General features: G+C 43.0%; 14 protein-coding genes and 1 pseudogene. 5 read left to right on the forward strand and 10 right to left on the reverse strand.

Annotated features, from left to right (window positions below):
* Positions 1 to 197 precede the first annotated feature (197 nt).
* Positions 198 to 3,092, reverse strand: a complete 2,895-nt coding sequence (locus HYI04_RS13550) for a valine--tRNA ligase (RefSeq protein ID WP_010327342.1) — start codon at positions 3,090 to 3,092, stop codon at positions 198 to 200.
* Between the two features lie 184 nt (positions 3,093 to 3,276).
* Here HYI04_RS13550 and HYI04_RS13555 point away from each other — a divergent pair, with 184 nt between their 5' ends.
* Positions 3,277 to 3,951 (forward strand): hypothetical protein, encoded by a 675-nt coding sequence (locus HYI04_RS13555; RefSeq protein WP_010327341.1) that lies wholly within the window; start codon positions 3,277 to 3,279, stop codon positions 3,949 to 3,951.
* A gap of 12 nt (positions 3,952 to 3,963) precedes the next feature.
* On the forward strand, positions 3,964 to 4,770 hold the full coding sequence (locus HYI04_RS13560) for an SDR family NAD(P)-dependent oxidoreductase (protein WP_010327340.1): 807 nt from the start codon (positions 3,964 to 3,966) through the stop codon (positions 4,768 to 4,770).
* A 94-nt stretch (positions 4,771 to 4,864) separates the two neighbouring features.
* Here HYI04_RS13560 and HYI04_RS13565 read toward each other — a convergent pair.
* The 9 genes and pseudogenes from HYI04_RS13565 to sdsA all read right to left on the reverse strand — a co-directional run bounded on the left by HYI04_RS13565 (position 4,865) and on the right by sdsA (position 16,724).
* Positions 4,865 to 5,900 (reverse strand): annotated as a pseudogene (locus HYI04_RS13565) (agmatine deiminase family protein).
* 180 nt (positions 5,901 to 6,080) lie between these two features.
* On the reverse strand, positions 6,081 to 6,518 hold the full coding sequence (locus HYI04_RS13570) for a YbjQ family protein (protein WP_010327338.1): 438 nt from the start codon (positions 6,516 to 6,518) through the stop codon (positions 6,081 to 6,083).
* Positions 6,519 to 6,521: 3 nt separating this feature from the next.
* The gene (locus HYI04_RS13575) at positions 6,522 to 6,878 is read right to left on the reverse strand and encodes a YbjQ family protein (protein ID WP_010327337.1); all 357 of its coding nucleotides are present in this window, start codon (positions 6,876 to 6,878) and stop codon (positions 6,522 to 6,524) included.
* A 103-nt stretch (positions 6,879 to 6,981) separates the two neighbouring features.
* Positions 6,982 to 8,439, reverse strand: a complete 1,458-nt coding sequence (gene adeK / locus HYI04_RS13580) for a multidrug efflux RND transporter AdeIJK outer membrane channel subunit AdeK (RefSeq protein ID WP_010327336.1) — start codon at positions 8,437 to 8,439, stop codon at positions 6,982 to 6,984.
* The gene (gene adeJ, locus HYI04_RS13585) at positions 8,439 to 11,618 is read right to left on the reverse strand and encodes a multidrug efflux RND transporter permease subunit AdeJ (RefSeq protein WP_010327335.1); all 3,180 of its coding nucleotides are present in this window, start codon (positions 11,616 to 11,618) and stop codon (positions 8,439 to 8,441) included. The genes adeK and adeJ overlap by 1 nt, the downstream gene beginning before the upstream one ends.
* Positions 11,619 to 11,631: 13 nt before the next feature.
* A complete protein-coding gene (locus HYI04_RS13590) occupies positions 11,632 to 12,876 on the reverse strand; it encodes an efflux RND transporter periplasmic adaptor subunit (protein WP_005400363.1) in 1,245 nt (414 codons plus the stop codon).
* Positions 12,877 to 12,897: 21 nt separating this feature from the next.
* Positions 12,898 to 13,512: a phosphatase PAP2 family protein gene (locus HYI04_RS13595; RefSeq protein WP_010327334.1), complete on the reverse strand. Its 615-nt coding sequence runs from the start codon at positions 13,510 to 13,512 to the stop codon at positions 12,898 to 12,900.
* A gap of 146 nt (positions 13,513 to 13,658) precedes the next feature.
* Positions 13,659 to 15,713 (reverse strand): site-specific recombinase, encoded by a 2,055-nt coding sequence (locus tag HYI04_RS13600; RefSeq protein ID WP_029575090.1) that lies wholly within the window; start codon positions 15,711 to 15,713, stop codon positions 13,659 to 13,661.
* Between the two features lie 33 nt (positions 15,714 to 15,746).
* Complete coding sequence (gene sdsA / locus HYI04_RS13605) at positions 15,747 to 16,724, reverse strand: All-trans-nonaprenyl-diphosphate synthase (RefSeq protein WP_004982856.1); 978 nt, start codon at positions 16,722 to 16,724, stop codon at positions 15,747 to 15,749.
* A gap of 467 nt (positions 16,725 to 17,191) precedes the next feature.
* Between sdsA and rplU the strand changes: the two genes are divergently transcribed.
* The 3 genes from rplU to HYI04_RS16975 all read left to right on the forward strand — a co-directional run bounded on the left by rplU (position 17,192) and on the right by HYI04_RS16975 (position 19,121).
* On the forward strand, positions 17,192 to 17,503 hold the full coding sequence (gene rplU, locus HYI04_RS13610) for a 50S ribosomal protein L21 (RefSeq protein ID WP_004695441.1): 312 nt from the start codon (positions 17,192 to 17,194) through the stop codon (positions 17,501 to 17,503).
* A gap of 19 nt (positions 17,504 to 17,522) precedes the next feature.
* The gene (rpmA, locus tag HYI04_RS13615) at positions 17,523 to 17,777 is read left to right on the forward strand and encodes a 50S ribosomal protein L27 (RefSeq protein ID WP_004695443.1); all 255 of its coding nucleotides are present in this window, start codon (positions 17,523 to 17,525) and stop codon (positions 17,775 to 17,777) included.
* A 183-nt stretch (positions 17,778 to 17,960) separates the two neighbouring features.
* Positions 17,961 to 19,121: a YadA-like family protein gene (locus tag HYI04_RS16975; RefSeq protein ID WP_010327332.1), complete on the forward strand. Its 1,161-nt coding sequence runs from the start codon at positions 17,961 to 17,963 to the stop codon at positions 19,119 to 19,121.
* Positions 19,122 to 19,145 lie beyond the last annotated feature (24 nt).

Below are 19,145 nucleotides of genomic sequence, written 5' to 3' on the forward strand. Positions count from 1 at the left end.
TCTTGACTCAAGCATTAATGCAGTACGATCTTCAAAGTTAAGATGATGGTATGACAATTTTATATACTCCATAAACCCTTTAAATTAATTAGGTGGTTTATGTCGCACTTCAAGTTTTACTCTGCCATATTTCATAAAAATAAAGGGCTGAATAATCAGCCCTTTATATTACAGATTAGATTTTTAATTACAACACCTTAAAGCGCTGCAATCTGCTCCATATTCGCTTTAATCTTCACTAATTGGTCAGCAAACTCAGCAAGTTTAACTTTCTCGCCTTCAACTACGGCCGCAGGTGCTTTCGCGACAAAACCTTCATTAGAAAGTTTGCCTGCAATGACGTCATGCTGCTTTTGCACTTTGTCTAAGTCTTTTTGCAAACGACCCAATTCCGCTTTCGGGTCAATTAACCCTTTCATAGGAACAAAGACAGACACGTGACCTACAACAGATGAAGAAGACAATGGTGGTTGTTCACCGTCAGCCAAGAAAGTAATGCTTTCCACTTTCGCCAAGGCTTTAAACAACGCTTCAATACGTGTGATCTGTGCTTTCTCAGCTTCCGTCGTGTTTTGTAGAAGCACTGGTAATAGACGTGCATTACCTAAGCCCATTTCACCACGGATGTTACGTACTGCACCAATCAAACCTTGAAGCCATTGCATGTCTGCTTCAGCCTGTTCGTTTACACGCTCAGGGTTAGCAACAGGGTACTGCGCCAGCATAATGGTTTCGCCAGAAATACCGAGTTTCGGTGCAAGTGTTTGCCAAATTTCTTCAGTCAAATACGGCATGATTGGGTGTGCAAGACGTAAAGATGCTTCCATCACCGCAAGAAGTACACGACGAACTTCAGCTTTACGCTCAACCGATACGTTTTCATCATTCAGAACAGGTTTCGTCAGTTCGACATACCAGTCACAGTATTCATTCCAAATGAACTCGTAAATTGCTTGTGCAGCCAAGTCTAAACGGTAAGTTGCAAAGGCTTGTTGTACCGCAGCTTCTGCTTTTTGCAGACGGCTCAAGATCCACTGTTCAGGCAATTCCCAAAGGTCTTGACGAACTTCGCTACCAATTTCTTGATTTTCACAGTTCATCATTACGAAACGGGTTGCGTTCCAGATTTTGTTGGCAAAGTTACGGTAACCTTCAACACGTTTCATGTCGAACTTAATGTCACGACCTGTGTTCGCCAGTGCACAGAAGGTGAAACGAACTGCGTCTGTACCATAAGCTTGAATGCCTTCTGGAAACTCTTTACGGGTTGATTTTTCAATCTTCGCTGCTTGTTTCGGGTTCATTAGACCTGTAGTACGTTTTTGTACCAAAGTCTCAAGGTCAACACCGTCAATCAAATCCAGTGGGTCAAGCACGTTGCCCTTAGACTTCGACATTTTTTGACCTTCGCCATCACGAACTAAACCGTGAACGTATACCGTTTTAAACGGAACTTGTGGCGTACCATCTTCATTTTTCATGAAGTGCATCGTAAACATAATCATACGAGCAACCCAGAAGAAGATGATGTCAAAACCAGTCACTAACACATCAGTTGGGTGGAAAGTATTGAGGAAATAGTTTTCCGCATCGATCGAAGCATCGCCAGTCCAACCAAGGGTTGAGAACGTCCACAGTGCAGAAGAGAACCATGTGTCCAGTACGTCTTCATCTTGGCTAAGCGCAACATCAGCAGGGATGTTGTTTTTGGCACGGACTTCAGCTTCGTCACGACCCACATAGATGTTACCTTCAGCATCGTACCAAGCTGGGATACGGTGACCCCACCAAAGTTGACGAGAGATACACCAGTCTTGAATGTTGTTCATCCACGCCATGTACATGTTGCTGTACTGTTCAGGCACGAACTTGATGCGACCGTCTTGAACCGCTTCAATGGCAGGTTGAGCCAATGGTGCAATTTTTACATACCATTGGTCTGTCAATAATGGTTCAACGATCACACCTGAACGATCACCACGAGGTGGTTTCAAGGTGTAGGGTTGGATTTGGTCTAACCAGCCTTCAGCTTCAGCTTGTTCAACCAATTTTTTACGTGCTGCAAAACGCTCTAAACCAATATAGTCCGCAGGGGCAGCAATGGTTTTCGAGATTTGTTCGCCCGCTTTCGCGATGTATTCAAACTCTGCCAACACTTCTGCATTTTTATTGAAGATATTGATGATAGGCAATTCACAACGCTTGCCAACTTCATAGTCGTTAAAGTCATGTGCAGGCGTAATTTTCACACAGCCTGTACCGAATTCTTTATCGACATATTCATCTTTAACGATTGGAACGGCACGACCTGTAATTGGCAGGATTATGTTCTGACCCACAAGGTGTGTATAGCGTTCATCATCCAGTGCCACAGCAACTGCAGTATCACCTAACAATGTTTCAGGACGTGTGGTCGCGACAACAATGTGGTCTTTACCATCATGGGTACGTAGGTTTTTATCTTCAAAGAAATATTTGAAGTGCCACAGTGAACCTGCTTCTTCTTTATCTGACTCAACTTCGAGGTCAGAAAGCGCAGTTTGCAGTTTTGGATCCCAGTTCACCAAACGTTTGCCACGGTAAATCAAGCCGTCTTCGTGCAGTTTAACGAACACTTCTTTTACTGCATTGGATAGACCTTCATCCATCGTGAAGCGTTCACGCGACCAATCGACTGATGAACCTAAACGACGGATCTGACGGGTGATGGTGTCGCCTGATTGCTCTTTCCATTCCCAGATTTTTTCGATGAATTTTTCACGGCCAAGGTCATGACGGCTGACACCTTGAGCACCCAATTGACGTTCAACTACCATTTGCGTTGCAATACCCGCATGGTCTGTACCCGGTTGCCATAAGGTATTTTTACCTGACATACGGTTGTAGCGGGTTAACGCATCCATAATGGCATTGTTAAAACCATGACCCATGTGCAAGCTACCGGTGACGTTTGGTGGCGGAATCATGATACAAAATGACTCACCTTTTTCAGAGGGCTTGAAATAGCCACGTTCTTCCCAAGTTTGGTACCATTTTTTCTCGATCTCGGTCGGATCGTAAGTTGTAGCGATATTTTGCGCTGAATCAGTCATAGTTCAAACAGTTCAAAAGTAGATAAAAAATTGCATCTATTGTAGCAAAGAAATCGCAAATGGGGGCATGTAAAGCAAATGCGTTGATCTAGCAATTGCGACATGATGCAGAGCGCTTTATGATGTGTCTAAACCTAGAGTGCGCTTTGTTCGCAGTAAAAAATCAAAAAAAGGGGGGATCACTATGACTTATCAAATATCATTAAAATTAAAACCTGAAACTCACCAACGCTTTGCCCACATTCATCAACAGCTTAATGCCGGCGAAAGCCAAAACCTTGCCAAACCTTTGGGTGAGGTTTTAGCGGATATTTCATGTGAAGTGATTGATCAAGTCTTTGGCGATCTTGCACGCTTGTCTACCTCAGTCGATGGGGAGTCTGAGAAAATTATTCAGCACATTGTGGACACTATGCGTAAGTACATGCCGTGGTCTGTGTCTTTTTTTTCAAATGACCGTCTAATTCCAATGGTGAATTATCTAGAGCAAAGGATGTATGACACCGAGAACATGCATTTTTTAAGCTACCCAGTCGAAAAAACCTTAGTTACCGAACTTTTGGGTTGTGCGGAACAGATGGAAAAGGGCAATAACAGTTATGTTGCTCCAGCTTTGAAGGTATTTACGCAAATTGTCGATCAAGGGGTGACCAGTCTGGTCCGTGAACCCAAAAAAATGCTTAAATTTAATCTGGTGGTCGATAAAACACTAAATGGGGTGATTAACTTAACGACCCAGTTGGGCTATAAACGTTTTGATAAGTTAGGGCGTATCTATGATGCGCAGATGATGAGTCAATATTTCGATCATTTCCTGACTTTTTTAAATGATCAATCTGCAAATAAAACTTCGGTATGAGGCAATAAGGACATGGCACAGTTAAACAGTTTAGACGCTAAGGTGGTGTGGATTACGGGGGCATCTTCAGGGTTAGGAGAAGCACTGGCTAAAGAATGTGCTTTACAGGGTGCTGAGGTGGTCCTCACGGCAAGACGTTTTGACGAACTCGAAAAAGTTCGTGTCGGGCTGCTCAATCCAGATCAACATATTTCCATTTGTGCCGACATTACCGATGAAGCTCAAGTTCGTCATGCCTATGAGCAAGTGCTACAGAAAAAAGGTCGAATTGATTGGCTGATTAATAATGCGGGTTTAAGCCAGCGTGCCTTGATTGCTGACACCAGCATGCAGACTGAACGTGCGATTATGGAAGTGGATTATTTTTCACAGGTGTTTTTAACCAAAACCGTTCTACCGACATTTTTAGCGCAAAAATCTGGCCGTATTGCCTTTGTTTCGAGTGTTGCGGGGTTGTTGGGGACGCAGTACCGTGCCAGCTATTCAGCAGCTAAGGCTGCCATTCATATGTGGGCAAATAGCCTGCGTGCCGAAGTGGCAAACGAGGGCGTAGACGTATCGGTGATTTTCCCGGGCTTTGTTAAAACCAATGTCTCGTTTAATGCTTTAAATGGCGAGGGTAAACCACAGGGTCATCAAGACGAAGCGATTGAAAATGGTTTAGAACCTGATATTTTTGCGCAAACGGTGGTGAGTGCTTTGCTTAAAGGTGAAGAATACATCGTAATCGGTGGGCGTAAGGAGAAAATGGGGGTTCTGGTGTCTCGTTTATCGCCTACAACGTTGTATAAAATGATTCGTAAGATGAAAGTGAAGTAAATTGAAAAAGGCAGGAGGAACGTCACTTCCACCTGCCTTTTTGGGGATGTTGTTCCCATATTCCCTATACTTTGATAGGGGAGATAGAGTTGTACTACTTACTGATTTTATTTAAATAGTTTAAAAACAATTCCGCATTTTTCCCACGCACTTGCCAAGACAAACAGCGCACACCGCCGCCCATATGACAGACATTAGAAGACTGTATTGGGACAACAGTACGTTTGGTTACGCTACGAATTTGTTGTAAAGCGACAGTATCCTCTTTAATCCCAAATTGCGGGAAGTAAATCCGTTCAGGCGTCACCAGCATATTGGTGTATAGGCCACATGCAGAACCAAATTTTTCATCGTAGATTTCACTGCCATCATAAGGGGTGATGATTTCACGAATTTTAACATTGGGAATACCGCGTTTTAAATCGGCTTTGAGTTGCTTAGCATAGTCGGGATCTTCAGGGTAAGAGTTAATTACCAAGGTATTTTGGTCGACAAAGCTGACTACGCCATCGGCATGTTCCAAGCCCCCTTGTTCATCGGCTTCAATGAACGCAATCTGTTTTGCACCCGTCAGCGCCATTAATTTCTTACGGGCTTCACTTTCGGTGAGCTTGTTATCCGCTAGGAATTTGGTGCTGAGGACGACATTGCCATAACCATCTTCCACCCAGTTTCCGCCATCATTCAATAGTTTGCTTTGCGTAAACTGTAAGCCAGCCTTTTGGCTGTAGTATTTAAACTCGTCTTGCACTTCATCTGAAATGGCCTGACCTTTTTTAGCGCCACCTTGTCCTGCCGCCGTGTAGCGGAACATGATGGGTTGAGCTGGGTTGGCGCTGGTGAAGTCGCGCATCCAAATGTCATGCATCGGTGCGATTGCCACATGCTTTTTGCCCAAGGCTTTGACATAGTCGGGGTAGAGGCCCTTGTCCGTCAGAACAACGACATTGTCTCCATTTTTAATAATTTTTTTTTGCATAATCGACGTGAAAATCAAAAATATCATCAATCATTTTTGCATAGTACGCATCATTACTTTGAGGGGATGCCAGTACAATTAATTCAGCTTTGGCTACAAGTGGAATCATGCTGAGTACAGCCATACTTATTTTTAGTGCTAAAGATTTCATTATCTGTGACCTATTTACAGTGTAGGTAATGTCCATTTTTATTGTGTTCAGTGTAGAGAATTATGCTCTAGTGAGCAATCTACCATCCGAATGTACGATAGAAGGTGAGCGAGCATGAGCTATTTTGAACGCTCATGCTATTTGAGTTTAGTGAATGGATGATTGGTCAATAGTCGCTGTTTAAGGACTTTGAATGGCAGTCCCATAAGCAAAGACTTCGACCATACCGCCTTGCATGCCCATTTCTGTGGTCGCCAGTCGCATACAAGCAATATGCGTTGCGCCGTGCTTTTCCGCTTCAAGTTTGAGTCGAACGATGGCTTCACGACGGGCGCGATCGATAACACTTTCATAGCTGGTGAGTCTACCCCCAAAAAAGTTTTGCACGGTCGCCAGTACATATTTGAAATAATCATGAGAAATCACAACATTGCTACTGATCATGTGCCCAGACTGCTCGAAGCTTACTTTGCGTAAATTACCTACAGTAATGTAAGCAAGACGCTTCTCATTTTGTTCAAGCTCCGCCAAATGTTTGCGTTCGTTATAACGACCAAAGCCAAAACCGACGCTAAAGAGCACGGCAAAGATCAGCAGTTGGAAAACTAAACTTTCCATGGCTTAGGCCTGTGTTGGAAATGGATCGGGAAGATGGTTGTCTAACGGTGTGACACGGACTGCAGTACCATAAACAAATAATTCAGAGGCGCCTTGGGCAATGTTAGAAGTTGAAAAACGAATACCTACAATGGCATTGGCACCTAAGCCTTGCGCTTTTGCAATCATACGATTCATGGCTTCTTGGCGTGATTCTTCTAAAAGCTCGGTATAGGCAGTGAGTTCACCACCGACAATATTTTTTAACCCTGCCAAAAAGTCGCGCCCGACATGTTTACTTCGAACCGTACTGCCATAGACCACATCCAGTTGTTGAGAAATGGTATGTCCAGGAACAGACTCAAGGTTACTTAAAAGCATAATGTTCAATATTCAAATGATTTGATTATCTTTGAAGATAGGAAAAAGCCCAGCAAAAAGCAATAAAAAAGCCCACCTAAGTGAGCTTTTGATGTTGCAAACCTTAGTTTGCTGTTTTGTTGTATTTCACATCTGAAGAAGAAGGCTGTTTCACCACTTGATCCGTCGTGTTGGCTTTTACACCGCCACCGAGGGTTTTATACACTTCAACTTGGTTGTTTAAGTTTGCTTGTTCAAGCAATAACAACCCTTGTTCCGCTGAGTACGATGTACGTTGTGCATCAAGTACAGTCAGGTAGTTATCGATACCTGCACGGAAGCGAGCAGTTGAAAGTTTATAAGTGGTGTTGGTTGCATCTACCAGACGACGTTGCGCTGCTAGACGGTCACCAATATTTTCACGTACTGCCAAGGCATCATTCACTTCACGGAAAGCGGTTTGAATGGTTTTTTCATAATCTGACAACGCAATTTTTTGGTCAGTTTCTGAAATCTTCACATTGGCACGACGTGTACCCCAGTCAAAGATTGGAATATCCAAGCTTGGGCCAAGTGACCATACAAAGGCACCTGATTTAAACAAATCGCTTAAATCTGTCGATGCATAACCTGCCGTACCTGTTAAACTGATGGTTGGGTACAACTGTGCTTTTGCCGCACCAATGTTGGCACCCGCAGCAGACAATTGATATTCCGCAGCACGGACATCAGGACGGTTATTTAACAAGTCGCTCGGCAAGCCCGCTGTCAATGCCGTACTTTGGGTAATGCGTTTCACCGGTTGAGGAGACAATAAGTTTGCAGGAACAGGCTGACCCACCAACAGGTTGAGTAAGTTCTGTGCTTGTGCAAGTTGAGTCTTGTAGTTCGCAACGTCATTACGTGCGGTTTCAACCGAAATTTGCGCTTGGCGTACAGGAACTTCGCTGTCGATGCCTACATCAAAACGTTTTTTGTTCAGATTGTATGATTCAAGCTGTGCTTTTAAGGTTTGGTCTGCCAGTTTTAAGTTAGCATTGGCAAACGAATAGCTCAGCCATGCTTGCGCAACCTGACCAATCAACGAAATTTGAGTTGCATCACGTGCACTTTGAGTCGCCAAATAGCTGTCTAAAGCATTGTCTTTTAAGCTACGAACACGCCCCCAAAAGTCTAACTCATACGCGGTTACGCCAAGGCCAACATTATAGGTTGTCATGGGTTTGCTGCTGCTGAGTGTATCTTGGCGAAGCACACTACCACTTGCACCAATGGTTGGCAGTTGGTTGTTTTCGCTAATTTGATACGCTTGCTGAGCACGTTGAATATTTAAAGTCGCCGTACGGAGGTCACGGTTATTGGCTAGTGCTAACTCGATGACTTGGACTAAACGCTGATCAGCAAAAAAGTCTTTATAGCCTTGTTCTGCAACAGATGGACCTGTCGTTGAACCAATATATCCTGTTGGGATATCCGCTTGAGCGACGGGTTCTGGACCACGCATGCTTTGACATGCAGTCAAAGCAAGCGCAAGTGCAGATACCGCAATGCTACGACCTGAAATAGACCATACTTTTTGCATCACGATGTTTGCTCCTGATTATTTTGTTTCTTAGGTTTGTATTTGAAAATACTACGAATCCAAACAAAGAATACTGGAATGAAGAAAATACCCAACAGTGTAGAACTAATTACACCACCAAGGACACCAAAGCCTACCGAGTGTTGGCTACCTGCACCAGCACCTGTTGAAAGGGCAAGCGGAAGTACACCAAAACCGAATGCAAGGGTGGTCATGATAATTGGGCGTAAACGCATTTTTGCAGCATGAAGGGTTGCATCAAACAAGTCTTCACCTTGTTCTTGCAACTCTTTTGCAAATTCTACGATCAAGATCGCATTTTTCGCAGAAAGACCAATCACGGCAACAATTGCAACTTGGAAGTAGATGTTAAACGATAAGTTTGGATCGCCCTTAATGATCATACCTAACCATGTCAATGCAAATGCACCAAGAATACCGAGTGGTACAACTAGTAATACCGAAACAGGGATAGACCAACTTTCATACAATGCAGCAAGACATAAGAAGACGATAAGCATTGAAAGAACAAGCAGCGGAGCTGTTTGATTGCCCGAATCACGTTCTTCTAAAGATAAGCCTGTCCATTCATAGTCGAAACCTTGTAAGCCCATAGATGGTAACTTACCAATAATTTCTTCCATCGCGAGCATTGCATCACCTGAACTTACGCCCGGTGCTGGAGTACCTTGAATGTTTACAGAAGATACACCGTTATAACGCTCTAGACGTGGTGAACCATAAGTCCATTCGCCTGTTGCAAATGCTGAGAATGGAACCATTGTGCCACTACTATTACGTACATACCACTTGTTCAAGTCTTCAGGCATCATACGTGCATTTGCTTCGCCTTGCACATAGACTTTTTTCACACGACCACGGTCTACGAAGTCATTAATATATGAACCACCCCAAGCCATGCTCATGGTTGTATTGATATCCGCAATACTGACACCCATTGCGCCTGCTTGTGCTTGGTCAATACTAATTTGATACTGAGGTGTATCTTCTTGACCATTTGGACGCACACCTGTAAGGCGTTTATCCTGTGCTGCCATACCTAAAATCGCATTACGTGCAGCAATCAGTTTTTCATGACCTTGACCACTCGCATCTTTTAATTGGATGTCAAAACCAGCAGATACACCTAATTCAGGCATTGCAGGTAACTGTAATGGCATGATGTAAGATGCGTCTTTCACAATCATATTCAATGCCATACCACGTTGGATGATGGCACCAATTTGCGACTCAGGTGTCGTACGCTCACTCCAGTCCTTCAGCTTGATAAAGGCAAGACCTGCGTTTTGACCAACACCTGTGAATGAGAAACCAGAAACAGTAAAGATAGACTCTACATGTTCTTTTTCTTTATTCATGAAATAGTCTGTCATTGTGGTGATGACTTTATCGGTACGTTCAAGGCTTGCACTTGGTGGAAGCTGAACTAAAGTCATGACGACGCCTTGGTCTTCGTCAGGCAAGAATGAGGATGGTAAAGCTTTATATAGGCCAACTAAGCCTGCAATCACCAGTAAATAAACCACACCAGAAAATACTTTATGATGGGTCATACGGTTGACACCACCTTGGTATTTTACGGATAGCTTTTCAAAGCTGCTGTTAAACCAACGGAAGAAACGCGCAAAAATATTATTACTTTCTGCTTTATTCGGATCGTGTTGTTTTAACAAGGTTGCACACAGGGCAGGGGTGAATGTTAATGCCACGATCAGTGACAAAATCATTGCGGTAACTAGCGTAATCGAGAACTGACGGTAAATAACACCGGTTGTACCTGCAAAGAATGCCATCGGTACGAATACCGCAGTTAATACACTGGTAATACCGACCAAGGCACCAGAAATCTGTTGCATTGATTTTTCGGTCGCAGCTACAGGGTCGAGGTGTTCTTCTTGCATTACCCGTTCGACGTTTTCCACCACAACAATCGCATCATCGACCAGAAGACCAATCGCTAAGACCATCGCAAACATGGTGAGCGTGTTGATTGAGAAACCGAAGATGTTAATGACAGCAAATGTGCCCAATACAACCACTGGAACAGCCAATGTTGGGATAATCGTGGCACGCCAGTTCTGTAAGAATAAGAACATGACAATGAACACCAACACGACAGCTTCAATCAACGTGTGTACAACACTTTCAATCGACAGCTTAATAAACGGTGTGGTGTCATAAGCCAGTTGATCTTTTAAACCATTTGGGTAGTTTTTACGAAGTTCACTGAGGCGCTTTTCTACAGCCGCTGCTGTATCTAGTGCATTTGCACCAGTTGCCAGTTTAATCGCAACACCGCCAGCAGCCTTACCATTAAATTTAGAGTCGAACTGATAGTTATCTGACCCGAGTTCAACACGAGCAACATCACTCAAACGGACTTGAGCACCAGAAGATGTATTTTTTAGAAATATATTCTTAAATTGTTCAGGTGTTTGCAACATGCTTTGAGCATTCACCGTTGCATTCAGCACTTGACCTTGTACAGAAGGTGCACCGCCTAACTGACCTACAGCCACTTGAGCGTTTTGAGCACGAATTGCAGCAGCAATGTCACTTGGTGTCACTTGCAAACTGTTCATTTTCGCTGGATCTAGCCAAATACGCATCGCATATTGACCACCAAAGACTTGAATTTCACCTACACCAGCAACACGGCTAAGTGGTTCAGAAATATTTGAGTTTACATAGTCTTTAATGTCCGCCCCAGAAAGACTTCCATCTGGAGAGTAAAATGCAAGTACTTGCATAAAACTTGCGCCAGACTTAGTCACTTTCACACCTTGACGTTGTACATCTTCAGGTAAAAGCGCTGTTGCAGATTGTAATTTGTTCTGAACTTGAACCTGTGCAATGTCTGGATCAACCCCTTGTTCAAAGTTCAAGTTGATTGACGCTTGACCATTACCCGCACTGTTAGATGAAATGTAACGTAAACCATCTAAACCATTCATTTGTTGTTCAATGATTTGCGTTACAGTATTTTCAACAGTTTGTGCAGAAGCACCTGGATAAGTTGCAGCAATTGTCACCACTGGTGGTGCAATTGTTGGATATTGAGCAACAGGCATTGTAGTTAGCGAAAGAACCCCCGCCAACATAACCACCAGTGCAATCACCCAAGCAAAAATAGGGCGATGAATGAAAAATTGAGCCATATTCGTCTACCCCTTATGTATTTGAAGTAGCTTTTTGTTCAGTTTTTGCACCAGCTTCTGTCTTTTTAGCATCCGTTGTTGGAGCTTGAGGTGCTGCTGCTTTAGGTTGATACGGTTTCGCAACAACTTTCTGTTCAGCTTTAACTTTTGCTATTCCGTCAACAATAACTTTTTCACCTGTTTTAAGGCCTTCAGTCACAATCCAGTCTTGACCTTGAATACCAACTGTGGTGATTTGACGAGGCTCTACTACGCCTTTGTCATTCACAATCATTGCCATTGCTTGACCTGTTGGTGTACGAGTCACTGCAATTTGCGGCACTAACATCGCATTCGGGATTACGCCTTGAACGATTTGTGCATTGGCAAACATACCTGGAAGCAGCAAGTGATTCGGGTTCGGGAACACCGCACGAATCGTCACAGTCCCTGTATCTGGATTGACACTGGCATCAGAGAACGCTAAGCGGCCTTCGATTGGATAGTCACTGCCATCTTCAAGTTTCAGCTTCACACGCGTGTTGTTACTGCTGTCTAAGCTACCTTTACTCAATTGTTGACGTAAACGAAGAAGTTCAGAGCTTGATTGGTTGATATCAACATAGATCGGGTCTAAACGTTGAATTGTCACCAATGGCTCTGTTTGGTTTGCAGTCACCAAAGCACCAGCAGTAACTGTAGAGCGGTTGGTTTGACCTGAAATTGGAGAGCGGATGGTTGAGTAACCTAAGTCCACTTCAGCATTTTTAACTTGAGCACGTGCTGCTGCCACTTGTGCTTCAGCGACATTTACTTGACCCACTAAGTCGTCATAGTCTTGCTTCGCAACAGCGTTGCTTGAAACCAGTTGCTGATAACGATTCAATTTGGTTCTGAGTGTGCTTAAATTCGCTTCTTGTTGTAATAATGCTGCTTTGGCATTATCAAATGTTGCGCGGTTAGTACGAGAGTCAAGTTCATAAAGTGCCTGGCCTTCACGTACATAACTGCCTTCCGCAAACAAACGTTTTAGAATGATTCCACTCGTTTGTGGGCGAACTTCAGAGATTTCAAATGCCGTGGTTCTGCCAGATAACTCTACAGATTGTTCTACATTTTGCGGTTGTGCAACAATGACACCGACTTCAGTAGGTGGCATTTGTTGAGAAGCGCCAGCTTGCTGCGCATCCTTTGGATCTTTGCTACAACCAACAAGTGCAATACTCGTTGCTAATGCGCAAGCGGTAAGGGCTGGGGCCCAAAGCTTTGCCGATATCATTGTTCCACCTCGATTAGATTCTTATCTAAAATAATTTGTATTTAATTGGGTATATCTGCCACACAAGATGTAAAGCAGTGAAATCCAGATAATACTAATGCTCCAACCTGCGAGAACGTCGGATGGGAAGTGTACTCCAAGATAGACTCTTGAAATTCCCATCATCAGCATCCATAAAATAGCAATGCATACAACATAACGATGTGCAGGAAATGGTCGACTTAAGAAAATGGCAAGACACGCCAAAGTGGCAGCATACATACTGTGCGCACTCGGAAAGGAAGCACCATAGCTCGTCACTAGGTGAAACATTTCTGGTGGGCGTGGTCTTGAAATTAGAAATTTAAGTAGCCAAGCAGAAGCAATACTTCCAACAACGCCTAAACCAATAAAAACAACATCTCTATACTTTTTATACCATGCACGATGGAAACACCATAGAGTGGTTAGAAATAATACAAACGGCATGCCACCGAGTGCCGATAAAAGTATTGCAAGTTTATCTATAGGCTCAGTTCTTAATGTGCTGAAATATTCGACCATCGCCAGATCTAAAGCTGTGAGTGGTTGAATGCTTAGAGCTAATGCACTGATTATAAATAAAATAATACCGATAAAAAGCAACAAGTAAGGCATGCTGGAACTCGTGTCATTTCAACCGATTTAAGCGCGGTTATTTACTGGGTTAAAGTGTACTCATCAGTACACTTTAATTCAAGTGTTGATTAATCATGTATAAAATTTTGTTCACAGTGTAACAAGAGCTCAAAATCGGTACAAAATCATTTTGTATGGTGTTTTGTATTGTTCGAACTTTCATCAACTTCAAGAGGTACTTTCGGTGGCCAAAAGAAGTCACTTGGTCGCGTTAGAAAATGGGTTAAAACCAATTTTGCTAACGGTTTCCACTGTTCAAAACGTACCCGACGTGCACGTAAAGCCACAATAATCGTGAGGGTAAAACTGACAAATAAGTTCGTCAGACCAATAGCGAGTACCCCGAGGAAAGATACAATAATCAAGCCAATCTCAGGACTACCATTAATATTCATCAGGCCTTGAATGAAGTTTGCTGAAGCAAAGGCAATATGGCGAATATCTAGGGGTAAACCCAAAATATAACCAATGGTTCCCATACTTCCTAACATAATCCCGAACAGAAAATTACCCGCCAACGCACCTAAGTTGCGTTCTATATAGCCTGCAAATTTATCGAGTCGTTCTTGTCCCATGATGGTTTTGAGACGAGGGTGTGCTTTTAAGCGAGGGCCGACTTTGCGATAAACCGCCATATTGTCAAAATAACCCGCCAAAAGTCCCGATAAAAACAAACAGACACCCGCAATCGCGGCATGCGGAATGGCCAAAGAAGTGAAAGGGTTTAAGTCATGTAAGACTTTCGCCGCTTTTGCATGGTTGAGTAGCGGTTCGTGCATACCAGTTGCCCATGCCCAAGTAATAAACGCGGCAACAGGAATGGCAATTGAGATATTGCCTAAAATAGCAATAAACTGCGTGCGAATAATGTTAATAATCAGCGCCGCCAATTCAGCAATTTGTGCTGTTTTTGAACCTTTACGCTGTTGTACTGTTGCCGCGAGTGCCGCCGCGGTCATCGCTGGTTGTTTGGTTGCCACAGTAAAGTGCAACACATGAATCAACATAAACCCTAATGAGTAGTTCATGCTGTAAACAAAGGCTTGCATGAGCGGTGCCATGATCATTCGTGCCGACAAGATTTTCAGGGTGGCCATGGTTGCAATGATGACGCCTGCACCCGCTGCGGACTTATACATGGCTAAAAAGCCTTGTTTGTCTGTACTTACATAGTGTTCGCCCGTTTTACTGGCATTTTCAGTCACCTGTAAAGCAATCAATTCACTATTGGTCGTCAGTAAAGAGCGCACACTCCGTTCACTATAAATCGCAGCGGTAATGTCGACCAAGAGCAGGCTCACCGCTTCATAGTGTGCTTCGCCTTCTTCTACAATTAAATTGAGCAACAGTTCGACGCGGTCTAAGCATTGCTCAAGTAAGGAAATCAGATAAGTTAAACTGACACTGACCCCAATGCGTTTGGTCGCACGACGAATTTTTAATACTACATCACGACACTGCTCAATCATGACCAGTGCTTGAGAGGCATCGGGTGGGGCAACCACACTGGATGTTTCAGCTTCTTGATGTGCCTTTTTATACTGTTGAATGAATTCAACAATTTCGCGGTTCTGCACTAAAAAAGGCGATTCATATTCGGTCAGTTCAGGATGCGCATTAATAAACTCTGGATATAAACCAATACCACTAATCCGATAAGACAGCACCGTAATGGCTTTAATCACTTCACTGCGAATTTTGACTTTTTCTTTTTGATTGGCATGCCCGTGATTGAGCAGGTTAAGCAGTTGTAGCCAGTCACTGTCCCGGATGTTATCGAGCCAATATTTGTCACTTCGGTTGGGAAAAACGCGACGGACTAAATCTTGCAGTTGAGTTTCGTCATTAATCAGCGGGAGAAAATGTGCCCCTAAACGCTGTGACAATTGGTTCCAAAACCCATCTAAAGACAAGATACCTGTATCGGCATAAAGACTGGTTTGTTTATATTGGGAAATAAGCCGCAGTACAAAGCTTTGTAAGGTCGATGCGGCATCGGGAGTGATGAGTAAGGCTTGAATGAGCGCTTGAAATTTTTGATGGATTTCATCGGTTTGATACGCATCTATTGGACGAATACGCTCCACCAACTCAATTAAAAGTTGATCATTTAAAACAGCTTGAGGTTGCTCAAGCTGTTGCTGCATTTGAGAAAACAGATCATTAAATTTTATATGCATAGGCAAGTTAAAAACATTTTAAAGCATCATTTGTTATTGAATTCGATGTAAAGCCAGTTGGGTTAAATTGACCAGTGCTTGACGATATTGGCTGTCAGGTAAAGCCTGTAATGCTTGAAGTGCGGCTTCGGTTTCTTCATGCGCCCGTTGTCGGCAGTAATCTAGTGCGCCAGAACTGTTTACGATAGCAATGACTTGATCAAGATCTGCCGTTCCACCTGTCGCAATACTTCGACGAACAATGTCATGTTCTTCACCCGTTGTATTTTTCAATGCTGAGATTAACGGCAAAGTCGGTTTGCCTTCCATTAAATCATCGCCAATATTTTTACCTAATGTTTCAGCATCTGAGGTGTAATCCAAAATATCATCAATGATTTGAAAGGCATTGCCAAAGTGGCCTGCAAATAAACGTAGTGGTTCACGGTACTGCGGTGTCCCAGAAAGAATGGCAGCCCCTTCAGTTGCCAGTTCAAATAAACGTGACGTTTTACCGTGAATAATATCTAAATAAGTTTGTTCTGTGGTTTCAGGTTGGTGCTGTGCTTGAAGTTGTAGCACTTCACCTTCGGCAATTTCACAAGTCCCTGTAGAAAAATCTTTGAGTAAGGTCATATCACCGAGATCGACCAATAAATCAAAGGCACGTGAAATTAGAAAGTCACCCACCAGTACAGCGGTCTGATTGTTCCAAGTCGCGTTGGCCGTTGGGCGACCACGTCGTAAGCCAGATTCATCGACCACATCATCATGGACTAAAGTTGCGGTATGCAGCATTTCAATGATTGCAGCAAGTTTACGTTGGCGTTCAAGGTCTTCTGCACCACAGGCTTTGGCGGCCAATAAACACATAATGGGACGCATGCGTTTACCACCTGCTTCAACCACATGTTTACTCACCGCCATGACCAATGCCACTTTAGAGGTAATGCCTTCATTAATAAATGTGTCCATCGTGGCAAAGTCTTGAGCTACAGGGGCGAGAATATCTTGCTTAAAGTCGATGGTCATTTGAAGAGCGGCCTCATCTATATAAAGTGATAAAAATCAGCATTACCAGTATTGTGTAAATAGGGATACCTGTCTAAATGATTCATTTCAATCATAAATAAGACTCGCTAGTGTGCGAGGCTGTATTTTACGAAAGACAGTTCCTTATTTCCCCAATGTATAAGCGTACTGCATTTGTAGGCTTATTTACATTTTTAAAATCAATTCATCCATACTATAGCGGATTGATTTTAAAAATCTATTTCATTGTAAGCAAAGTCAAGCCAGAGTTGAACTGTAATTTGTTGATTGAGTTTTTCTCGATTATTAAATAATCGTTAATTTAGTCTAATAAGTTCGGCAAATCTCTTGTTGTTTGAGTCAATATCACTTAAAATCCTTGCCCTTGATTAACCCCAGTGGCGTTCGTATTAAGATCGATATCTTCCTTTATCGGCACGACGACACGGGCATGTTTGGAGTACATTATGTACGCAGTAATCCAAAGCGGTGGTAAACAGCACCGTGTTGTAGAGGGTGAAACCCTTAAAGTTGAATTGTTGAAAGCTGAAACTGGCGCAACTATTACGTTTGATGACGTATTAATGCTAGTAAATGGTGACAGCATTCAAATCGGTGCTCCAGTTGTTGCTGGCGCTACTGTAACTGCTGAAGTAGTTAGCCATGGTCGTCACGACAAAATCCGTATTGTAAAAATGCGTCGTCGTAAACACTACCGTAAACAACAAGGTCACCGTCAATGGTTCACTGAGTTGAAAATTACAGCTATTTCAGGCTAATCACGAGGAGTAATGAGACATGGCAACTAAAAAAGCCGGTGGTTCGACTAAGAACGGTCGTGATTCGAACCCTAAAATGCTTGGTGTTAAAATTTACGGTGGTCAATCTGTGACTGCTGGTAACATCATCGTTCGTCAACGTGGTACAGAATTCCACGCAGGTCAAAACGTTGGTATGGGCCGTGACCATACTTTGTTTGCAACCGCTGACGGCGTAGTAAAATTCGAAGTGAAAGGTCAGTTTGGCCGTCGCTACGTAACTGTTGAAGCGTAAGTTTTAATAGTAAGAAAAACCCACATTTTGTGGGTTTTTTTTCGTCTATTCATATTTTTAGCTTATTTTTCTTGTGTTTTTTGTATTTTGAGATAAAGCACTAAATATTAATAAATAGTGATTTGCATCACAAAAAAATAGGAGTGTAATAAAAAAACAAAACTAAAAGAAAGGCAGACAGATATGAACAAAATAGATACAAATGTCTTGGGCAATTCAGACAGCCAGATAACGAAAGTCTCTGGTCAGAACTTAAAACAAGAACATACTCATATTAGTACTGCAGTTTCTGCTGCAATGAATCTACAAACACTTAAGCCAAACCATTGTCTACAAAGGTTTGCTATGAACGTGCTTGTTTTAAGTGTGATTTTAATGACAGCGAATACAAATGTTTTTGCAAGTTCGTGTAATTCTAATCAAGACACAGATAGTTGTCCCGGAAGTGGAATACCAGGACCCGCAGGACCTGCAGGGGCTGATGGTGATAGTGCTTATCAGGTAGCTGTGAACAACGGTTTTATAGGTACAGAGGAGGCATGGTTAGAGAGTTTGCAAGGAACAGATGGTGTGGATGGCATTAACGGAACCAACGGACTGGATGGTAAAGATGGTAAAGATGGCGTAGATGGTCTTAACGGTCTTGATGGTGTGAAAGGAGATACTGGAGCACAAGGTGAACAAGGCCTCCAAGGCTTACAGGGTGAGCAAGGTATCCAAGGTGTGCAAGGTGAAACGGGAGCGACAGGATATAATGCTTATCAAGTTGCGCAAGTTAATGGTTTTGACGGTACCATTACGGAATGGCTCGCGAGCTTAAAAGGCGATATGGGTAATACAGGGATGACAGGTGCAACAGGTTTTAGTGCTTATGATGTTGCAGTTGGTAATGGCTTTGAGGGTAGCATTACTCAATGGTTGGCCAGCCTTAAAGGTACAAACGGTACTAATGGTATTTCTAAAGAAGTGATGGATGCTGCTGACACCTACATCCTGAATGAAGCAAAAACTTATGTGAACCAAGTTGGGCAACAAACTCTCAACCAAGCAAATGCTTATACCGATAGCCGTATAAATGCCTTGAACAGAGACATGCGAAAACTTGAAGATCGAACCTATGCAGCAGTAGCATCAAGTATCGCGATAGCATCTTTACCGCAACCGACAGATGCTGGCTACAACATGTTTAGTGCCGGTGTGGGTACATGGGAAGGTGAGCAAGGTTATGCTTTTGGTCTCAGTGGTGTGACTGATAGTAACAAATATGTGTATAAAATCGCAGTGACAACCAATAGCGAAGGTGATTTCGGTGCAGGTGCAGCAATTGGTTGGCAATGGAAATGACAGTGATAATTCTTAACCTCAGTT

It is taken from the genome of Acinetobacter sp. SwsAc2, from assembly GCF_013391465.1.
Lineage (GTDB): Bacteria > Pseudomonadota > Gammaproteobacteria > Pseudomonadales > Moraxellaceae > Acinetobacter > Acinetobacter johnsonii.

Excerpts from the sequence above, each read along its gene's own strand:
- HYI04_RS13600 (WP_029575090.1), bottom strand. The coding sequence starts at position 15,713 with ATGCATATAAAATTTAATGATCTGTTTTCTCAAATGCAGCAACAGCTT.
- HYI04_RS16975 (WP_010327332.1), top strand. The coding sequence starts at position 17,961 with ATGAACAAAATAGATACAAATGTCTTGGGCAATTCAGACAGCCAGATA.
- rplU (WP_004695441.1), top strand. The coding sequence starts at position 17,192 with ATGTACGCAGTAATCCAAAGCGGTGGTAAACAGCACCGTGTTGTAGAG.
- HYI04_RS13570 (WP_010327338.1), bottom strand. The coding sequence starts at position 6,518 with ATGGAAAGTTTAGTTTTCCAACTGCTGATCTTTGCCGTGCTCTTTAGC.
- HYI04_RS13595 (WP_010327334.1), bottom strand. The coding sequence starts at position 13,512 with ATGCCTTACTTGTTGCTTTTTATCGGTATTATTTTATTTATAATCAGT.
- HYI04_RS13555 (WP_010327341.1), top strand. The coding sequence starts at position 3,277 with ATGACTTATCAAATATCATTAAAATTAAAACCTGAAACTCACCAACGC.
- HYI04_RS13590 (WP_005400363.1), bottom strand. The coding sequence starts at position 12,876 with ATGATATCGGCAAAGCTTTGGGCCCCAGCCCTTACCGCTTGCGCATTA.
- sdsA (WP_004982856.1), bottom strand. The coding sequence starts at position 16,724 with ATGACCATCGACTTTAAGCAAGATATTCTCGCCCCTGTAGCTCAAGAC.
- rpmA (WP_004695443.1), top strand. The coding sequence starts at position 17,523 with ATGGCAACTAAAAAAGCCGGTGGTTCGACTAAGAACGGTCGTGATTCG.
- adeJ (WP_010327335.1), bottom strand. The coding sequence starts at position 11,618 with ATGGCTCAATTTTTCATTCATCGCCCTATTTTTGCTTGGGTGATTGCA.
- HYI04_RS13575 (WP_010327337.1), bottom strand. The coding sequence starts at position 6,878 with ATGCTTTTAAGTAACCTTGAGTCTGTTCCTGGACATACCATTTCTCAA.
- adeK (WP_010327336.1), bottom strand. The coding sequence starts at position 8,439 with ATGCAAAAAGTATGGTCTATTTCAGGTCGTAGCATTGCGGTATCTGCA.
- HYI04_RS13560 (WP_010327340.1), top strand. The coding sequence starts at position 3,964 with ATGGCACAGTTAAACAGTTTAGACGCTAAGGTGGTGTGGATTACGGGG.
- HYI04_RS13550 (WP_010327342.1), bottom strand. The coding sequence starts at position 3,092 with ATGACTGATTCAGCGCAAAATATCGCTACAACTTACGATCCGACCGAG.